The organism is Bradyrhizobium sp. B120, assembly GCF_049075665.1.
Taxonomy (GTDB): Bacteria; Pseudomonadota; Alphaproteobacteria; order Rhizobiales; family Xanthobacteraceae; genus Bradyrhizobium.
In genome coordinates this window covers 2,877,721-2,893,323 of record NZ_CP185242.1, presented here as the reverse complement: position 1 = coordinate 2,893,323, position 15,603 = coordinate 2,877,721, and the positions used below count along the sequence as shown (strand labels likewise).

14 protein-coding genes are annotated in these 15,603 nt (G+C 65.0%); 4 read left to right on the top strand and 10 right to left on the bottom strand.

Features of this window, described 5'->3' with window-relative positions:
• Positions 1–21 precede the first annotated feature (21 nt).
• The 9 genes from alkB to ACOIX3_RS13155 all read right to left on the bottom strand — a co-directional run bounded on the left by alkB (position 22) and on the right by ACOIX3_RS13155 (position 8,384).
• On the bottom strand, positions 22–675 hold the full coding sequence (alkB, locus tag ACOIX3_RS13195) for a DNA oxidative demethylase AlkB (protein WP_420970244.1): 654 nt from the start codon (positions 673–675) through the stop codon (positions 22–24).
• Between the two features lie 12 nt (positions 676–687).
• Positions 688–1,434 carry a 2OG-Fe(II) oxygenase gene (locus tag ACOIX3_RS13190; protein WP_420970243.1) on the bottom strand — a complete coding sequence of 249 codons (747 nt, stop codon included), beginning with the start codon at positions 1,432–1,434 and terminating at the stop codon, positions 688–690.
• A gap of 251 nt (positions 1,435–1,685) precedes the next feature.
• Entirely contained in the window at positions 1,686–2,372 is a 687-nt protein-coding gene (locus tag ACOIX3_RS13185) for a DUF2848 domain-containing protein (protein ID WP_420970242.1), read from the bottom strand.
• Entirely contained in the window at positions 2,365–3,714 is a 1,350-nt protein-coding gene (locus ACOIX3_RS13180) for an amidase (RefSeq protein WP_420970241.1), read from the bottom strand. Before ACOIX3_RS13180 ends, ACOIX3_RS13185 begins: the two co-directional genes overlap by 8 nt.
• 110 nt (positions 3,715–3,824) lie before the next feature.
• Entirely contained in the window at positions 3,825–4,544 is a 720-nt protein-coding gene (locus tag ACOIX3_RS13175) for an ABC transporter ATP-binding protein (protein ID WP_420970240.1), read from the bottom strand.
• Positions 4,534–5,265 carry an ABC transporter ATP-binding protein gene (locus ACOIX3_RS13170; RefSeq protein WP_420970239.1) on the bottom strand — a complete coding sequence of 244 codons (732 nt, stop codon included), beginning with the start codon at positions 5,263–5,265 and terminating at the stop codon, positions 4,534–4,536. Before ACOIX3_RS13170 ends, ACOIX3_RS13175 begins: the two co-directional genes overlap by 11 nt.
• On the bottom strand, positions 5,255–6,175 hold the full coding sequence (locus ACOIX3_RS13165) for a branched-chain amino acid ABC transporter permease (RefSeq protein WP_212311150.1): 921 nt from the start codon (positions 6,173–6,175) through the stop codon (positions 5,255–5,257). The genes ACOIX3_RS13170 and ACOIX3_RS13165 overlap by 11 nt, the downstream gene beginning before the upstream one ends.
• On the bottom strand, positions 6,168–7,091 hold the full coding sequence (locus ACOIX3_RS13160; protein WP_092125078.1) for a branched-chain amino acid ABC transporter permease: 924 nt from the start codon (positions 7,089–7,091) through the stop codon (positions 6,168–6,170). Before ACOIX3_RS13160 ends, ACOIX3_RS13165 begins: the two co-directional genes overlap by 8 nt.
• 45 nt (positions 7,092–7,136) lie before the next feature.
• The gene (locus ACOIX3_RS13155) at positions 7,137–8,384 is read right to left on the bottom strand and encodes an amino acid ABC transporter substrate-binding protein (protein ID WP_420970237.1); all 1,248 of its coding nucleotides are present in this window, start codon (positions 8,382–8,384) and stop codon (positions 7,137–7,139) included.
• Positions 8,385–8,629: 245 nt separating this feature from the next.
• Here ACOIX3_RS13155 and ACOIX3_RS13150 point away from each other — a divergent pair, with 245 nt between their 5' ends.
• The 4 genes from ACOIX3_RS13150 (at position 8,630) to ACOIX3_RS13135 (ending at position 12,527) form a co-directional block, all read left to right on the top strand.
• Entirely contained in the window at positions 8,630–9,043 is a 414-nt protein-coding gene (locus ACOIX3_RS13150) for a Zn-ribbon domain-containing OB-fold protein (protein ID WP_024579400.1), read from the top strand.
• Positions 9,044–9,047: 4 nt separating this feature from the next.
• Positions 9,048–10,187: a thiolase C-terminal domain-containing protein gene (locus ACOIX3_RS13145; RefSeq protein WP_420970236.1), complete on the top strand. Its 1,140-nt coding sequence runs from the start codon at positions 9,048–9,050 to the stop codon at positions 10,185–10,187.
• A gap of 158 nt (positions 10,188–10,345) precedes the next feature.
• Entirely contained in the window at positions 10,346–11,260 is a 915-nt protein-coding gene (locus tag ACOIX3_RS13140) for an SDR family oxidoreductase (RefSeq protein WP_420970235.1), read from the top strand.
• Positions 11,261–11,414: 154 nt separating this feature from the next.
• A complete protein-coding gene (locus ACOIX3_RS13135) occupies positions 11,415–12,527 on the top strand; it encodes an SMP-30/gluconolactonase/LRE family protein (RefSeq protein ID WP_420970234.1) in 1,113 nt (370 codons plus the stop codon).
• A gap of 136 nt (positions 12,528–12,663) precedes the next feature.
• Here the strand turns inward: ACOIX3_RS13135 and ppc are convergent, their stop codons facing one another.
• On the bottom strand, positions 12,664–15,471 hold the full coding sequence (gene ppc / locus ACOIX3_RS13130) for a phosphoenolpyruvate carboxylase (protein WP_420970233.1): 2,808 nt from the start codon (positions 15,469–15,471) through the stop codon (positions 12,664–12,666).
• Positions 15,472–15,603: the final 132 nt, after the last annotated feature.

Genomic DNA, 15,603 nt, shown 5'->3' with positions numbered 1-15,603 from the left:
AAGTCTAGACCACCCCGCGCTTTAGCGCACCTTGCGGAAGGTCAAATTGATGCGCTGGCGGCCGAGTACGCTGTGCTCGCCATCAGCGAGCGCCGCGACGCCGTGATAAAATAGCCGTGACGGCCCGCCCCACACCGCAACATCGCCATGTTCGAGCCGATAGCGGCGCGGCGTGTCGCTGCGCTTCAGCCCGCCGAACAGGAAGATCGCAGGCAACCCGAGCGAGATCGAGACGATCGGCGCGCCGTAATCGAGCTCGTCCTTGTCCTGATGCAGCGACAGTTTTGCACCGGGGACGTAGCGGTTGATCAGGCAAGCCTGTGGCGCGAAGCCGTTGAAGCCGGCCGCAGCCGCAGCCTCGGCGGCGAGCCCGCGCAGCACCTCCGGCATTTCAGGCCATGGCTGTCCCGAGTCAGGATCGATCGGATCATAGCGATAGCCGCTGGGATCGGAGACCCAGCCGACGCTGCCGCAATTCGTCATCGCGACCGACATGCGGTGGCCGCCCGGCGTGATCAGGTGCCGAAACGGCGCCTGTTTGACGATGAGACGCAAGGCCGGGATCAGTTCGGCCTCGAACGGCCGGACGAAGCCGCGCAGCAGCATCGCGCCGTCGGCGATCGTCTCGCGCGGCGGCCGGACATCACCAACCATCTCGAACAGATCAGCAGCCACGCCTGTGCACACTCACTTTGCGTCGTGGAAGATCACACCAACGGTATGGCGATGGCCGGACCTGAGCCGGCTGACGCCGTGGCGCAGATTGACACGATACGGCCCGCGCGTCCCCTGCACCGGACGATGATGTACGGCAAACGCCACCGCATCGCCCTTGGTCAACGGCACCACCTCGGGCCGCGACTGCATCCGCGGCCGCTGCTCGGTCAGCACGAATTCGCCGCCGGTGAAATCGCACCCCGGCTGCGACAGCAGAATCGCGACCTGGATCGGGAACACGTGCTCGCCATAGAGATCCTGGTGCAGACAATTGTAGTCGCCCTCGCCATATTGCAGCAGCAGCGGCGTCGGCCGCGTCTGCCCGGCGTCATGGCAGCGCTTCAGGAACGCTGCATGCGACGGCGGATAGCTGATCTCGATCCCCATCGTCTGGTTCCAGCGATTGGCTGTCGCAGTCAGCTGCGCATAGAGCGCCGGCCGCAGCTCCGCGATCAGGTCCGGCAGCGGATAGGAGAAATACTTGTACTCGCCGCGGCCAAATCCGTGGCGACCCATTACGACCCGGCTGCGGAAGTGGCCGTCGTCGGGATAGAGCGCGGCGATGGCATCGCATTCCTCTGGCGTTAGCAGGCCGCCCAGAACGGCGCATCCCTGCCCGTCGAGGTCGGCCGTGATCCGGTCCCAGTCGAGCGCGTCAACGCGGGCCGGGATGCCGGTGGCGGGGCGAGTGATGGTTTTGGCTGTTGCTGTCGTCATGGGGTGGAATCTGGCCCATGAGCGCAGCTGGCGCCACCCGATTTCCGATCCAAATATGCCGAGAACGGTGCCACAATCACGGTGTCGTCCCTGCGAAAGCAGGGACCCATAACCACAGGTGCCGGTTGCGAGAAAGCCGTCTGGCCGCGTGCCCTTTGCGAAAGCCGCGGCGTATGGGTCCCTGCTTTCGCAGGGACGACGCGTGGAGGAAGTACCACCCAGATCTCGACAGGATCACGCGCGGAAGGAAATCAGCCCCTGACCGGCAGCGTGACCACGTCATATCCGTGGCTGATCTTCCGCTTCAGCACCGGGTCTTCCAGCTCGAACTCGAACCGGCTGGCCGGGCGGATACCGCCCTTGGCCGCGAAGGTGCCGCCGAACATGGCGCAGCCGTCGGGCAACGCGCCTTTGTCGAAGCCGCGCGCGATCAGGTCCTTCACCGGCAGCATGTGATCGAGCGTGCCTTCCTGGTAGAGCACGCGTTGGCCGCCGATTGTGGCCCAGGACCGCAGGATCAGCTGGTCCCAATGATCGATGACGTCCTCGAGCTCCCACAGCTCAGATGCCATCGGCTTGTCGCACATCTGCTTCGACACCGTGACGCTGTAGCTCTCGACCTTGCGGTCGGTGTGGTCCGAGCCGCAGCCGACGAAGATGCGCCCCTGCCAGCCGATCAGCACGAACTCGACCTCGCCGCTGGAGTCCTCGCCGCAGACCTCGATGGTGTCGGCGAAGGTGAGCCGGCGCGCCGAGCAGCGGTAATAGATCGGCGTCGTCGCGGGCCGTGCAATGCCGAGCGCTTCGAGCTCGGCGATGTGCTTGTCGCGCGCCACCGGATCGCGGCCGGTCCAGCCGGCAATCACGGCCTGCTTGATTTCGAGCGTGAGCGGCGTCGCGACGCCCTTGTCGTCGACATTGAAGGTGAGATCAAACACGGATGACGGTCTCCATTCCGGCCGCAAGCTCGAAGATGCGGCGATCCGAACCACCCGCGGCGGCCAGCATCAGGCCGACCGGCGCCTCGCCCTCGCGATGCGCGGGCAGCGAGATGGCGCAGCCGTCGAGCACGTTGATCAGCGAGGGATTGCGCAGCGCGCGCAAATTCTCCGTGGCGAATGCCTTGTCATCGGCGAGGCTCGCAATGGTCGGCGGCAGGTTCGCCGTGGTCGGCAGCACCATCGCGTCATGCGGCGCGATGCGCGCCTCGGTCCGGGCGATGAAGGAGCGGCGCGCGTTGATGAGGTCGACATAGTCGGCCGCCAGGAAGCCCTCGCCGCGCTGGATCCGCACCGCGACGCGGGGATCGTAGATGTCGCCCTTGCTGGCCAGCAGGAAGCGGTGCCAGGCATAGCTCTCGGCCGCTGAAAACCCGCCCTTGGTGTTCATCACGCCGACATCGAGCAGCTCCGGCACCTCGATCCGCTCGATCAACGCGCCGGCGCGCGACAGCGCAGCCAGCGCGCGCTCGAAGGTCTTTGCGACCGCATCGTCGAGGTCGTCGAGCACGACTGTGGTTGGCACCGCGAGCCGCATGCCCTTCACCGGGCGCGGGGCGATCGGCGTCACCGGCTCGTCGGCCAGCACGGCATCGAGCGCGGCGCAGCAGGCGACTGAATTGGCCAGCGGGCCGTAGCTGTCGAGCGTGAACGACAGCGGCACGCCGCCATCGAGCGGAATCCGGCGCTGCGTCGGCTTGTAGCCGACGATGCCGTTGAAGGCGGCCGGAATCCGGCAGGAGCCGCCGGTGTCGGTGCCGAGCGCGCCGAACGCCATGCCGTCGGCGATCGAGACCGCCGCGCCCGAGGACGAGCCGCCGGGCACATGGCCGACGCTCCGGTTCCAGGCGCTCTTCGGGGTGCCGTAATGCGGATTGATGCCGATGCCGGAATAGGCGAACTCAGTCATGTTGGTGCGGCCGATCACGATGAAGCCGGCGCGCTTGAGCCGTGCCACGGCAGGCGCATCGGCATCCGCCGGCGCGGAATCATCCAGCGCGCGGGAGCCGGCGCGGGTCACCTGCCCCTTGATGTCGAACAGGTCCTTGATGGAGACCGGAACACCGGCAAACGGCGACGGCGCCGCATTGGCCTTGCGCAGCCGGTCCATGGCGTCGGCGGCTTCCAGCGCCGCCTCGCGGTCGACATGGATGAAGGTGCGCTGGCCCTCGCCTGACGGATCGGCGATCCTGGCGATGCATTGCTCGACGAGCTTGCGGGCGGTGGTTGCGCCGCTGGCGAGATCGGCGGCAAGGGAGGCGAGTGTCGGATTTTTCGGCATGGCTTTCACTTTACGGCTTGCACTTCACGGCTTGCTGGCTTGCAATTCAAAAAGTCTTGCAGCTGATTGTCGCGCGAACCGGCGCCGATTTCCAGACCGGTGCGCCGGCATCACTTCAGCCCGAAATAGGCCCGGTGCAGCTCTTCATTGCCGCTCATCTCGGCAACCGTGCCGGAAAACCGGATCCGCCCGCCCTCCAGCACGAATACGCGGGTGGCAATCTCAAGAAAACCGATATTTTGCTCAGCGATCAAGAGCGCCAATCCACGGCCTTGCAGGCTCGACAAGGCGCGAAGCACCTCCTTGACGAACAGCGGCGACAGCCCGGCCGACGGCTCGTCCATGACCAGCAGCTTCGGCTCGGCCGACAGCGCCTTGGCGATGCCGAGCATCTTGCGCTGGCCACCGGACAGGCTGGAGGCCGGATCGCGGCGCTTGTCGCGCAGCACCGGAAACAGGCCGTACAGTTCGTCGACTCGCGCGCCCGGATTGGCATGGCCGAGCGCCTGCGCCCCGACGCGGATGTTCTCCTCGATCGACAGATCGGGGAATACCGCAAGCTCCGACATATAGGTCATGCCGCGCTTCATGCGGTCGGACGATCGCATCCTGGTGATGTCCTCGCCGCCGAGCTTGATGTGGCCGCTGCGGGCTTCGATCAGCCCGACCAGCGATTTCAGGAACGTGGTCTTGCCCGCGCCATTGGCGCCGAGCAACAACACTGTCTCGCCGGGGCGGACGTCGAGATCGACGCCCCACAACACCTGCATGGTGCCGTAGCCGGCATCGACGCCCTTGGCGTCCAGGAGCGATGCTGCATCAGTGGGCATGCTCGCCTCCCAAAAACACTTCGATCACCTGCGGCTCGCGCACTGCGGTCGCGAGCGTGCCTTCGAAAATCTCCTTGCCCGCATTGAGCACGATGACGCGGTCGGTGATCTGCTCGATGAAGCCCATCAGATGCTCGACCACGATGATCGCCATGCCGGTCGCGGCCAAGGCCTTGATGCGGCCGGCGATCCAGTCGAGCTCCGCCGGATTGAGGCCGGCGGCGAGCTCGTCGAGCAGCAACAGCCGCGGGCGCGTCGCGAGCGCGCGGGTCAGATCGAGCATCTTCTGCTGCGCACTGTTGAGATCGGCCGCGGGACGGTCCGCGACCTCCTTCAGCCTGAAATCCTCGAGCAGCTCGGCGATCGACGGCGGCGTGCCGGTCGCGCCACCATAGGCCAGCGCCACCTGGATGTTCTCACGCACCGTGAGCGAGAGGAACGGCTTCGGCACCTGGAAGGTGCGATTGATGCCGCGGTGAACGAGCTTGTGCGAGGCGACGCCGCCCGAGGACGCGCCGTCGAACACGACCTCGCCGCCATCGGGCGCATAGAGACCCGAGATCACATTGATCGCCGTGGTCTTGCCGGAGCCGTTCGGACCGACCAGACCGAGGATCTCGCCCGGTACGACGTGAAAGCTCAGGCCGTCGAGCGCGTGGAAGCCGCCGAACCGTTTGACCAGCTTCGAGACCTTGAGGATGGAGCTTTGTTCAGGGGACATGCCACCCCCTGCGCGTTGCCAGCGACACCAGCCCGGCGGGCAGGAACAGGACCAGTCCCATGATCAGCAGGCCATAGATCAGCTGGAAATATTGCGGCGTCGTGAAGCCGATCAGATTGTAGATGCCGTACAGGATCAGCACGCCGACGATCGGTCCGGTGATGGTGGCAACCCCGCCGAACAACGCGAACACGATCGCGAAGATGCTGAACTCGCCGGAGAACACGTTGTCCGGATAGAACACCGAGACGTACCAGGCGTAGATGCCGCCGGCGAGGCCGGCGACCAGCGCCGAGGCGAGCCAGGCGATCACCCGCATCTTGATGATGTTGACGCCGGCCATCGAGGCCGACACCGCATCCTCGCGCACGGCCTGCAGCGCCAGGCCGAACGGTGAGTTCTTGAGATAGATCACCGCGCCGACCGTCAGCGCCATGACGACGACGGCCGCATAATAGGCATGGGTCGGGTTGAACGTGCCGGTCAGCGACACGCCATACGGGCCCTTGGTGATCCCCTCGAGCGCCGGGTTGGCGACGAAGTGCAGCACCGCGAGCGAGGCCGCGAGATTGGCGATCGCAAAATACGCGCCCGACAGCCGCAACAGCGGCGTCAGCAACAGGCCGAGCGCGACCGCGACGACGCCGCCGACCAGCACGGCCAAGGGGGCTGGTGTCTGCAGATGCATCACCATGATGGCAAAGCCGTAGGCGCCGGCGCCGAAGAAGCCGACATAGCCGAACGGCAGATAGCCGGTGAAGCCATAGATGATGTTCACGCCTTGCGCGAGGATCAGGAAGATCACGAAGTTGAACAGCAGCAGATGGTTTTGATAGACGCCGGGCAGCAGTGCGAACACCACAACCAGCGGCGCCAGGATGAACAGCAGGTGTTTCGAGGCGTTATGCAACGCGCACCCGCCTTCCGAGCAGACCGCTCGGGCGCAACAACAGGATCACGATCAACAACACATAGGGCAAGAGGTCGGCCCAGGAACTGAGATAGGTCTGCACCAGCATGTAGCAGAGGCCGTAGACGACGCCGCCGAGCGCGGTGCCCAGCGGGTTGCCGAGCGAGCCGAGCACCACGATCGCAAACGAGGTCACCGTCGCATCGGCGCCGAACGCCGGCGTCACCGAGCCGAACATGAAGGGCGCGAACACGCCGGCGACCGCCGCGATCCCGAGCCCGATGCCGAACGCCGCCGCCGAGACGCGATCGACATCGATGCCGGTCGCCAAGGCCTCGTCGCGGCGTGACATCACCGCGCGGGTCAGGGTGCCGAGCCGCGTGTGGTAGAGATAGAGGTACACCAGCGCGATCGCGACGAGGCTGGTGCAGGCCGCGATCACCCACGGCGCGGGAAATCCCTGACCGAAGATCTGGATCGGCCCTGCCCCGCCCGCCTTGCCGCCGAACCACTTGACCTTGATGGTCGTGAACACGGTGCCGAGCAGCCGGCTCTGGATCGACCGCTCGCTGGTACCGGCGAAGATGGTGGTGACGGCTTCGATCACCTGCGACAGGCCGAAGAACAGGATGATCGACAGCATTTCCGGGTTGGCCGACCCCTGCAACCGCGGCACCAGCACCCAGTACAACAGCACGCCCGCCAGCACGAAGACCATGAAGGCCAACGGCACCGCGAACAGCGGGTCGATGCCGGCAATGCCGACCACGCCGAGCGCGATGAAGGCGCCCAGCATCAGGATGTCGCCATGCGCAAGGTTGACGATGCGCATGACGCCGAACACGAGGTTGAGGCCGATGCCGACCAGGCTGAAATACAGCCCGAACAGCACGCCGGCAACGAGCGCATAGGTCATGCTACCGCTCGCCGCCGAAGACTACGTCTAGTGCACTCACCTGCATCACGGCGCCGGATAGATCGGCTTGCCGGTGGCGGTCTCGTGCGGATAGATCGAGACGAACTTGATGTGATCGTGCTCGTCGACCGTGAGCTGGCCGAGCGGCGTCAACTCGCCGATCTGGCCGCCGGTCTCATCCAGCGCGAAGGTGCCGTCCAGCGTCTTGAGCTGGCCGCTGAGCGAGAACACCGCGCGGCGCAGCTCCATCTGGTCGAGGCTGGTCGCAACCGACAACGTCTTCTCGATCACCAGCGCGGTGGTGTAGCCCGCCACCGCGTTGAAGCCGAACTCCATCTTGCCGTCGTTGTACTTCTTGGTCCAGGCAGCGCGGAAATCCTTCATGGTCATCCCGAAATTGACGGGATAATCCAGCTCGGACGGCGGCACGTACGTCCAGACATGCTCGAGGCCCTTGGCGCCGACGTTCTTCTCGAGCAGCTCGGTCTCGAGGCCGGCATAGATCGCGAACAGCATCTTGAACTTGGTGCCGACGTCCTGGACGTTGCGCAGGAAGGCGATGTCGTTCGGCGCGTAGCCGAAATGGATCACCGCGTCGGGATTGGTGTTGCTGATGTTGTTGATGATGACGTTGTAGTTGGTGGTCTCGGTCGGGACGCCCTGGTCGTAGACGATCTCGATCGGCGCACCGGACTCCTTGACGAACTTGCGGAACGCGTTGGCCTGGGTGCCCGTGAACTCGTTGGTCGCGTAGAGGATGGCGATCTTCTTGATGCCGAGGCCCGGGCCGTCATGGCTGATGAAGTCAGCGACCGGCTTCGGCCAGATCGTCGACACCGGGTCGGCCATCAGCGCGATGTAGGGATTGTCCTTGGAGAAGAAGCTCGCGCCGGTGCCTGTCTGGTCGAACAGAAACATCTTGTGGTCGCGCGCGATCGCAACCGCGGGCGCCGTCAGCACCGATCCGGAATCGGCAACCAGCAGGTCGACCTTATCCTGGGTGACGAGCTGATTATAAAGCGTCGAGGCGGTCGCGGTGTTGCTCTGGTCGTCATAGGACACGAGCTTGATCGGGATCTTCTTGTCGAACGCCTTCACGAACACGCCACCCTCGGCGTTCTTCTGCTCGACCCACAATTTGAGCGAGCTGTAGACCGGCATCGAGATCGAGGCGTAGCGCCCCGAGGACGCGTAGAGCGTGCCGATCTTGATCTCCGACGGTGCGTCGGCGGCGATTGCCTGCGTGGCAAATGCGAGGCTGGCAGCGAGTGCCGCGCCGATGATCCTCAGCATGATGTTATTCCTCCCGGGTATCTTGGACGTCTCGTGGACCGGTCTTTCGACGTATCTTGGACCGCGGCCCTTCTACGCGCCGGACCGGAGCGACACAAGCATCGCGGCCTTAGCAATTGTGCGAGGGGCGGAATATGCGGCATGCGCAGGACACAGGCCGCTGCGCGGGGCATGGATGGACCGTTGACGGGCCTTGGTTCGATGGCGCATCAAGACCGTAACGATTTCGGGAGGAGACATCAGACATGGCCGAGCCCGCGCGCGCGAAACCAAAACCGACACCTGAGACCCAGCATTTCTGGGACGGCACCAAGGCCGGCGAGCTGCGCCTGCAGCGCTGTGACGCCTGCGCCAATGTCTACTTTCCGCCGCGCCCGTTCTGCCCCTCCTGCGCCTCGCGCAAGGTCTCGGTCTTCAAGGCCACCGGCAAGGGCAAGCTGTACAGCTACGTCATCAACCATCGTCCCGCCGCCCCCGGCTTCACGCCGCCCTATGCGATCGCGATCGTCGAGCTCGACGAAGGTCCGCGCATGATGAGCAACATCATCGATTGTCCGCAGACGCCGGAAGCGCTCGAGCTCGACATGCCGCTCGAGGTCGCCTTCGAGGCGCTCGACGACAAGATCACCCTTCCCCTGTTCCGCCCGGCAAAGGGGTAATGTGATGCGCAGGAACCAGGTTGCCGTCGTCGGCGCGGCCGAAACCACCGAACTCGGGGTCATCCCGAACATGTCGCAGATCCAGCTGCACGCAGACGCGGCGCTGAACGCGATCGCGGACGCCGGCCTGAAGCTGTCCGATATCGACGGCTTCGCCACCGCGGTCGAGACCCCGCAGCAGATGGCGCATTATCTCGGCATCACGCCGACCTGGGTCGACGGCACCTCGGTCGGCGGCTGCTCCTTCATGCTGCATGTCCGCCACGCCGCCGCCGCGATCGAGGCCGGCCTCTGCAAGACCGTGCTGATCACGCATGCCGAGAGCGGCAAGTCGATGATCGGCAAGCAGCCGCGCTTCACCGCACCCGACAGCCTCAACGGTCAGTTCGAATCGCCGTTCGGCGTCTACGGGCCACCGAGCATGTTCCCGATTCCGGTGCTGCGCTTCATGAAGACGCACGGCATCACGCATGAGCAGCTCGCGATGGTCGCGGTCGTGCAGCGCGAATGGGCGGCGAAGAACCCGCGTGCGACCATGAAGGATCCGATCACGGTCGCCGACGTCTTGAACTCGCGGATGATCGCCTACCCGTTCCGGCTCTTGCAATGCTGCCTCGTCACCGACGGCGGCGGCGCGCTGATCCTGACCTCCGCCGACCGCGCCAGGGATTTCCCGCAGAAGCCGGTCTACATCCTCGGCACCGGCGAGAGCGTGGAGACGCCGATGGTCAGCCAGATGAAGACGTTTGACTCGTCGCGTGCCTTCAAGGTGGCGGGCCCCATGGCGTTCAAGGAGGCCGGCATCGCCCACAAGGACGTCGATCATCTGATGATCTACGACGCCTTCGCGCATTTGCCGCTCTATGGCCTCGGCGATCTCGGCTTCATGCCGCATGAGGAAACCGGCAAGTTCATCGCCGACGGCAACACCCGCCCCGGCGGCAAGCTGCCGCTCAACACCAATGGCGGCGGGCTGAGCTACATGCACTCCGGCATGTACGGCATGTACGCGCTGCAGGAGAGCGTGCGGCAGATGCGCGGCATCGCGCCGGCGCAGGTGCCGAATGCGAAGATCTCGGTCTGCCACGGCGTCGGCGGCATGTTCGCCGCAAGTGGCACGATCATCTTTACGAACGAACGATAGCAATGGCCGGCGCGAGCGCAGCGACCGATCTGTCATTGGCGGGCTTGACCCGGCAATCCATCCCCTTCTGACGAAGGATGGATGCGCGGGTCAAGCCCGCGCATGACGAGTGGGGCTCTGCATCGGCCTGCGGACACACAGCAACAAGGAGAACCCACATGGCAAAATCACTGCAGGATAAAGTCGTCATCGTCACCGGCGCGGGCCGCGGCATCGGCCGCGAGATTGCGCTGCTCTGCGCGGCGGAAGGCGCCAAGGTCGTGGTCAACGATCCCGGCGGCGCGGCCGACGGCGGCGGCTCGAGCGCCGCGCCCGCCGAGGAAGTGGTCGAGGAGATCAAGAAGCGCGGCGGCACGGCCGTCGCCAATTTCGAGTCGGTGGCCGAAGCCATTCCCGCCAGCAAGATCGTGAAGACCGCGACCGATCACTTCGGCCGGCTCGACGGCGTCGTCAACAATGCCGGCATCCTGCGCGACATGATCTTCCACAAGATGAGCGTGGAAGCCTTCGAGGCCGTCATCAAGGTGCATCTGATGGGCTCGTTCTATGTCAGCCACGCCGCGGCGCGCATCTACCGCGAGCAGGAATCAGGCTCGTTCGTGCACTTCACCTCGACCTCCGGCCTGATCGGCAATTACGGCCAGGCCAATTACGCCGCCGCCAAGCTCGGCATCGTCGGCCTCTCGAAGTCGATCGCGCTCGACATGGGCCGCTTCAACGTGCGCTCGAATTGCGTGTCGCCGTTCGCCTGGACCCGCATGATCGGCACCATCCCGACCGAGACCGATGCCGAGAAGGCGCGCGTCGAGAAAATCAAGCAGATGGGCCCGGAGAAGATCGCACCGGTCTGCGCTTACCTGCTCTCGGACGCCGCCAAGGACGTCACCGGGCAGATCTTCGGCGTGCGCATGAACGAGATCTTCCTGTTCGGCCAGCATCGCCCGGTGCGCTCGGTTCATCGCGGCGAAGGCTGGACGCCCGAGACCATTGCCGAACACGGCATGCCGGCGCTGAAGGGATCGTTCGCCAAGCTCGACCGCTCGGCCGACGTCTTCACCTGGGATCCGATCTGAGCTGATCCGATCTGACAGTTTTATGAAACGTCGCCTCCGCGAAGCAGCGGGGGCGACACACTCTTTGGTTGTTTTTTCATAGCGCGCCCGCATTGTGCCCGAATTGCCGGCGCATGATCGTCCTCCCGATAACAAAAAACCTGGGAGGACTTTCGTGACAAATCCTAACAACACTGAGCAACACGAGAGCGACGGCACGAAGGCGTTCGACCGTCGAACCATCTTGCGCGGCGCAACCGCGCTTGCTGCAACTGCGATGGCTGCATCCGATGCTGCAGCGCGCGACTTCGGCCGCAATGCGGAGCCGCAGCGTTATCCCGATCCGGACATCGTCGTGATCGACGACAAGCGCTTCAAAGCCAAGGTCGGCAACACCGCGATCAAGCGGCTCTACACCGGCTGCCTCTGGGCGGAAGGCCCGGCCTGGAACGCGCAGGGCCAGTATCTGGTGTGGAGCGATATCCCGGCCAACCGGCAGTTGCGCTATCTCGACGATGACGGCCACATCTCCGAGCAGTTCCACAAGCCGTCGAACGAGGCCAACGGCTCGACCTTCGATTTCGAGGGCCGCCAGATCACGGCCGAGCGCACGCGGCTGGCGCGTTACGAGCACGATGGAACCGTCACGTCGTTGGCCGAGCAGGCCAATGGCAAGCAGCTCAACGGGCCGAACGACATGGTCGTGCATCCCACCGACAAGTCGATCTGGTTCACCGATCCCGGCTACGGCGCGATCTCGATCTACGAGGGCCAGCGCGCCAACACAGGCTCGAACCAGCCCTACCAGAAGGAGGCCGTCTACCGCATCGACGCGGCGACCGGACAAATCACCAAGGTTGCCGACGAACCGTTCAAGCCGAACGGCATCGCCTTCAGCCACGATTACAAGAAGGTCTATGTCTGCGACACCGGCATCACGCACTACCCGAACGCGAAGAACATCGTCTGGCAGTACGACCTCAACGGCGACAAGCTCTCCAACCCGCGCACGCTGATCGACATGACGCTGGACGGCAAGTCAGGCTTCCCGGACGGCATGCGTGTCGATATCGACGGCAACATCTGGGTCGGCGCCGGCTGGGTCGGCCCGGGCTATGACGGCGTGCAGGTGTTCGCGCCGGACGGTGCGCGCATCGGCCAGATCCTGCTGCCGGAGACCTGCGCCAACCTCACCTTCGGCGGCAAGAAGCGCAACCGCCTGTTCATGACCGCAAGCCAGTCGCTCTACGCGGTCTACGTCGAGACCAGAGGCGCGCATAACTGCTGACGTGAATGCGCCGTCGTCCCTGCGAAAGCAGGGACCCATAACCACCAGTGTTGATTGTTGAAGAAAGCTGGGGCCCACATCGTTCACGACACTCCCGGTCGTGGTTATGGGTCCCTGCTTTCGCCGGGACGACGGGCTAGCCGCTGTTCCGCAAGCCAGCCGAGATCCCGTTGATCGTGATCTGAATCCCGCGCAGCACCTGCTCGTCCGGGTCCTTCGCGCGATGCTCCTTGAGCAGTTCAACCTGCACGTGGTTGAGCGGATCGAGATAAGGGAAGCGGTTGCGGATGCCGCGCTCCAGCAGCGGGTTGCCCTGCAGCAGCCGGTCGTGGCCCATGATGTCGAGCAGCGTCTCGATCGCAAGATGCCACTCACGGCGAATCTGGCCGAAGATCTTCTCGCGCAGCGCGACGTCGGGCACCAGCTCCGCATAGCGCGAGGCGATCGCGATCGAGCTCTTCGCCAGCACCATGTCCATGTTGGAGAGCAGCGTGCGGAAGAACGGCCATTCCTTGTAAAGCTCCTGCAGGAACGGCATGCCCTGCTCGGGATGCTCGGCGATCCAGGTCTCGACCGCGCTGCCGAAGCCGTACCAGCCCGGCAGCATCAGCCGGCATTGCGCCCAAGAGAACACCCACGGGATCGCGCGCAGGTCTTCGATCTCGCGGGTCTTCTTGCGCGAAGCCGGACGGCTGCCGATGTTCAACGTCGCGATCTCGTTGATGACGGTCGAACCCCAGAAATAATCGGCGAAGCCTTCGGTTTCATAGACGAGGCCGCGATAGGCCTTGAACGCGAGCGCGGAGATCTCCTCCATCGCCTTGAGATATTCGGGGCGCGGCGCGCTCTGCCGCGGCTGCAGCAGGCTGGTTTCCAGCGTCGCGGCGGCGAGGATCTCCAGATTGCTACGGCCGACCTCGGCATTGGAATATTTTGACGAGATGATCTCGCCCTGCTCGGTGATACGGATCTGACCATTCACCGCGCCGCCGGGCTGCGCGATGATCGCATCGTAGCTCGGGCCGCCGCCGCGGCCAACCGAGCCGCCGCGGCCATGGAACAGGCGCAACCGCACGCCGTGGCGCTCGAACACCTCGACGAGGCCGATCTCGGCCTTGTAGAGCTCCCAGCCCGAGGTGACGAAACCGCCATCCTTGTTGCTGTCGGAATAGCCGAGCATTACCTCCTGCACGCTACCGAGACTGTCGACCAGCTTGCGATAGTCGTGCAGCACCAGCATGCGGTCCATGATGCCGCTGGAAGCCTGCAGGTCCTCGATGGTCTCGAACAGCGGCACGATGTTGATGGCGCTGCGGCCGGACGGATTGACCAGCCCGACCTCCTTCAGCAGCACCGCGACCTCAAGCATGTCGGACATGCCCTTGCACATCGAGATGATGCACTGGGGGATCACCTCGGGACCGAACCTGGCGTGGGCCTCGGCCGCGGCACGGAACACGGCGAGCTCGCTTTGGGTCTCCTCGGAATATTTGACGAAGGGCGAGGCCAGCGGCCGCGCGTTGCGCAATTCGCCGAGCAGCAGGCTGACGCGCGCATCCTCGCCGAGCGCCAGATAGGACATGCCGGGATTTGCGGTGTCGAGCAGCTCCGCGATGGTGCGCTCGTGCACCGCCGAGTTCTGGCGGATGTCGAGCCGCGCCAGATGGAAGCCGAAGCAATCGACCGCCCGCCGCAGCTGTCGCAGCCGGCCGCGCGCGATCACCCCGGAATTGTTGGCGATCAGCGAGCGATTGAGCACGTCGAGATCGGCCTGGAATTCCATGACGCTCGCATAGGGTTCGGCCTTGCCGACCGGCGGCCGCATGGTCTCGACTTCGAGCCGCATGGCGGTGGCCGCGAGCCGCGCATAGATGCCCGATACCGCCAGACGATACGGCTCGCCGCTCCGATGCGGCGAGGTGTCCGGCGAGCGCTCGGCGAGGATGCGCAATTCGTCCGAGACGTCGGCGAGGTGCGCCGCGAGCGACAGCTCGGCGCCGAGCGTATGCAGCTGTTCGAGATAGAAGCTGAGTACCCGGCTCGACTGCAGCCGCAGCGTGCCGCGCATCACCTCCGCGGTGACGAACGGATTGCCGTCGCGGTCGCCGCCGATCCAGCTTCCCATCCGGAGGAACGAGGCGAGTTCGCCCGCCTCGCCGCCCTCGTGGTTCAGGCGGTCCTCCAGCGCGCAGTGCACGCGCGGGACTTCCTGCAGGAAGGTGTAATCGTAGAACGACAGGCCGTTGGCGACCTCGTCGAGCACGGTGAGCTTGGTCCGGCGCAGCAGGTTGGTCTGCCACAGCGTCACGACCGCGCGGCGCAGCTGCTCGTCGCTGGCCTCGCTCTCCTCCGGCGTCATCTCTAGCCGCTCGCGGCGGTCGAGCAGGTCCGCGATCTCCATCTCGCGGTCCATCGTGCTCTTGCGGCGGACCTCGGTCGGATGCGCGGTCAAGACCGGGCTGACCAGCGCGCTCTTGAAGAAGCTGCGCAGGTCGGCCGGGCTGATGCCGGCCTCGCGGGCATGGACCAGCGTTTGCTCCAGCGTGCTCGGCCGCGGCGCCCCGCTGGGGCCGCGGCTGCGCATCTGGCGGATGTTGTTCTGGTCCTCGGCGATGTTGGCGAGGTGGGAGAAATAGCTGAAGGCGCGGACGATCTGCAGCGTCTCGGCGATCGACATGCCGTCGAGGATGCCTTCCAGCTCCCGCCGCGCCAGCTTGTCCTCGTCGCGATGGAACCGGACCGAGGTCTGGCGGATGCGCTCGACCAGGTCGAACACGTCGGCCCCTTCCTGGTCGCGCACGGTATCGCCCAGCACGCGCCCCAGCAGACGGATGTCGTTCCGGAGCCGTGCATCCTCCTCTTGTGCCGCCTTCTCAAGGAAACTGGCTTCTGCGGCACTCCTGGCACCGAGGTCGGTCTCGGAAGGCATGGTCTGGGGTGACATGGCGGGCTACTCCAGAGGCTGCCGGGTTCCTCCGGAGTGTGCGCTTTTTTTGCCGCAGCGCAAGATGAACTTGGAAGCGCTGCACACACGGCCGTCGTCCCTGCGAAAGCAGGGACCCATAACCACCGATAT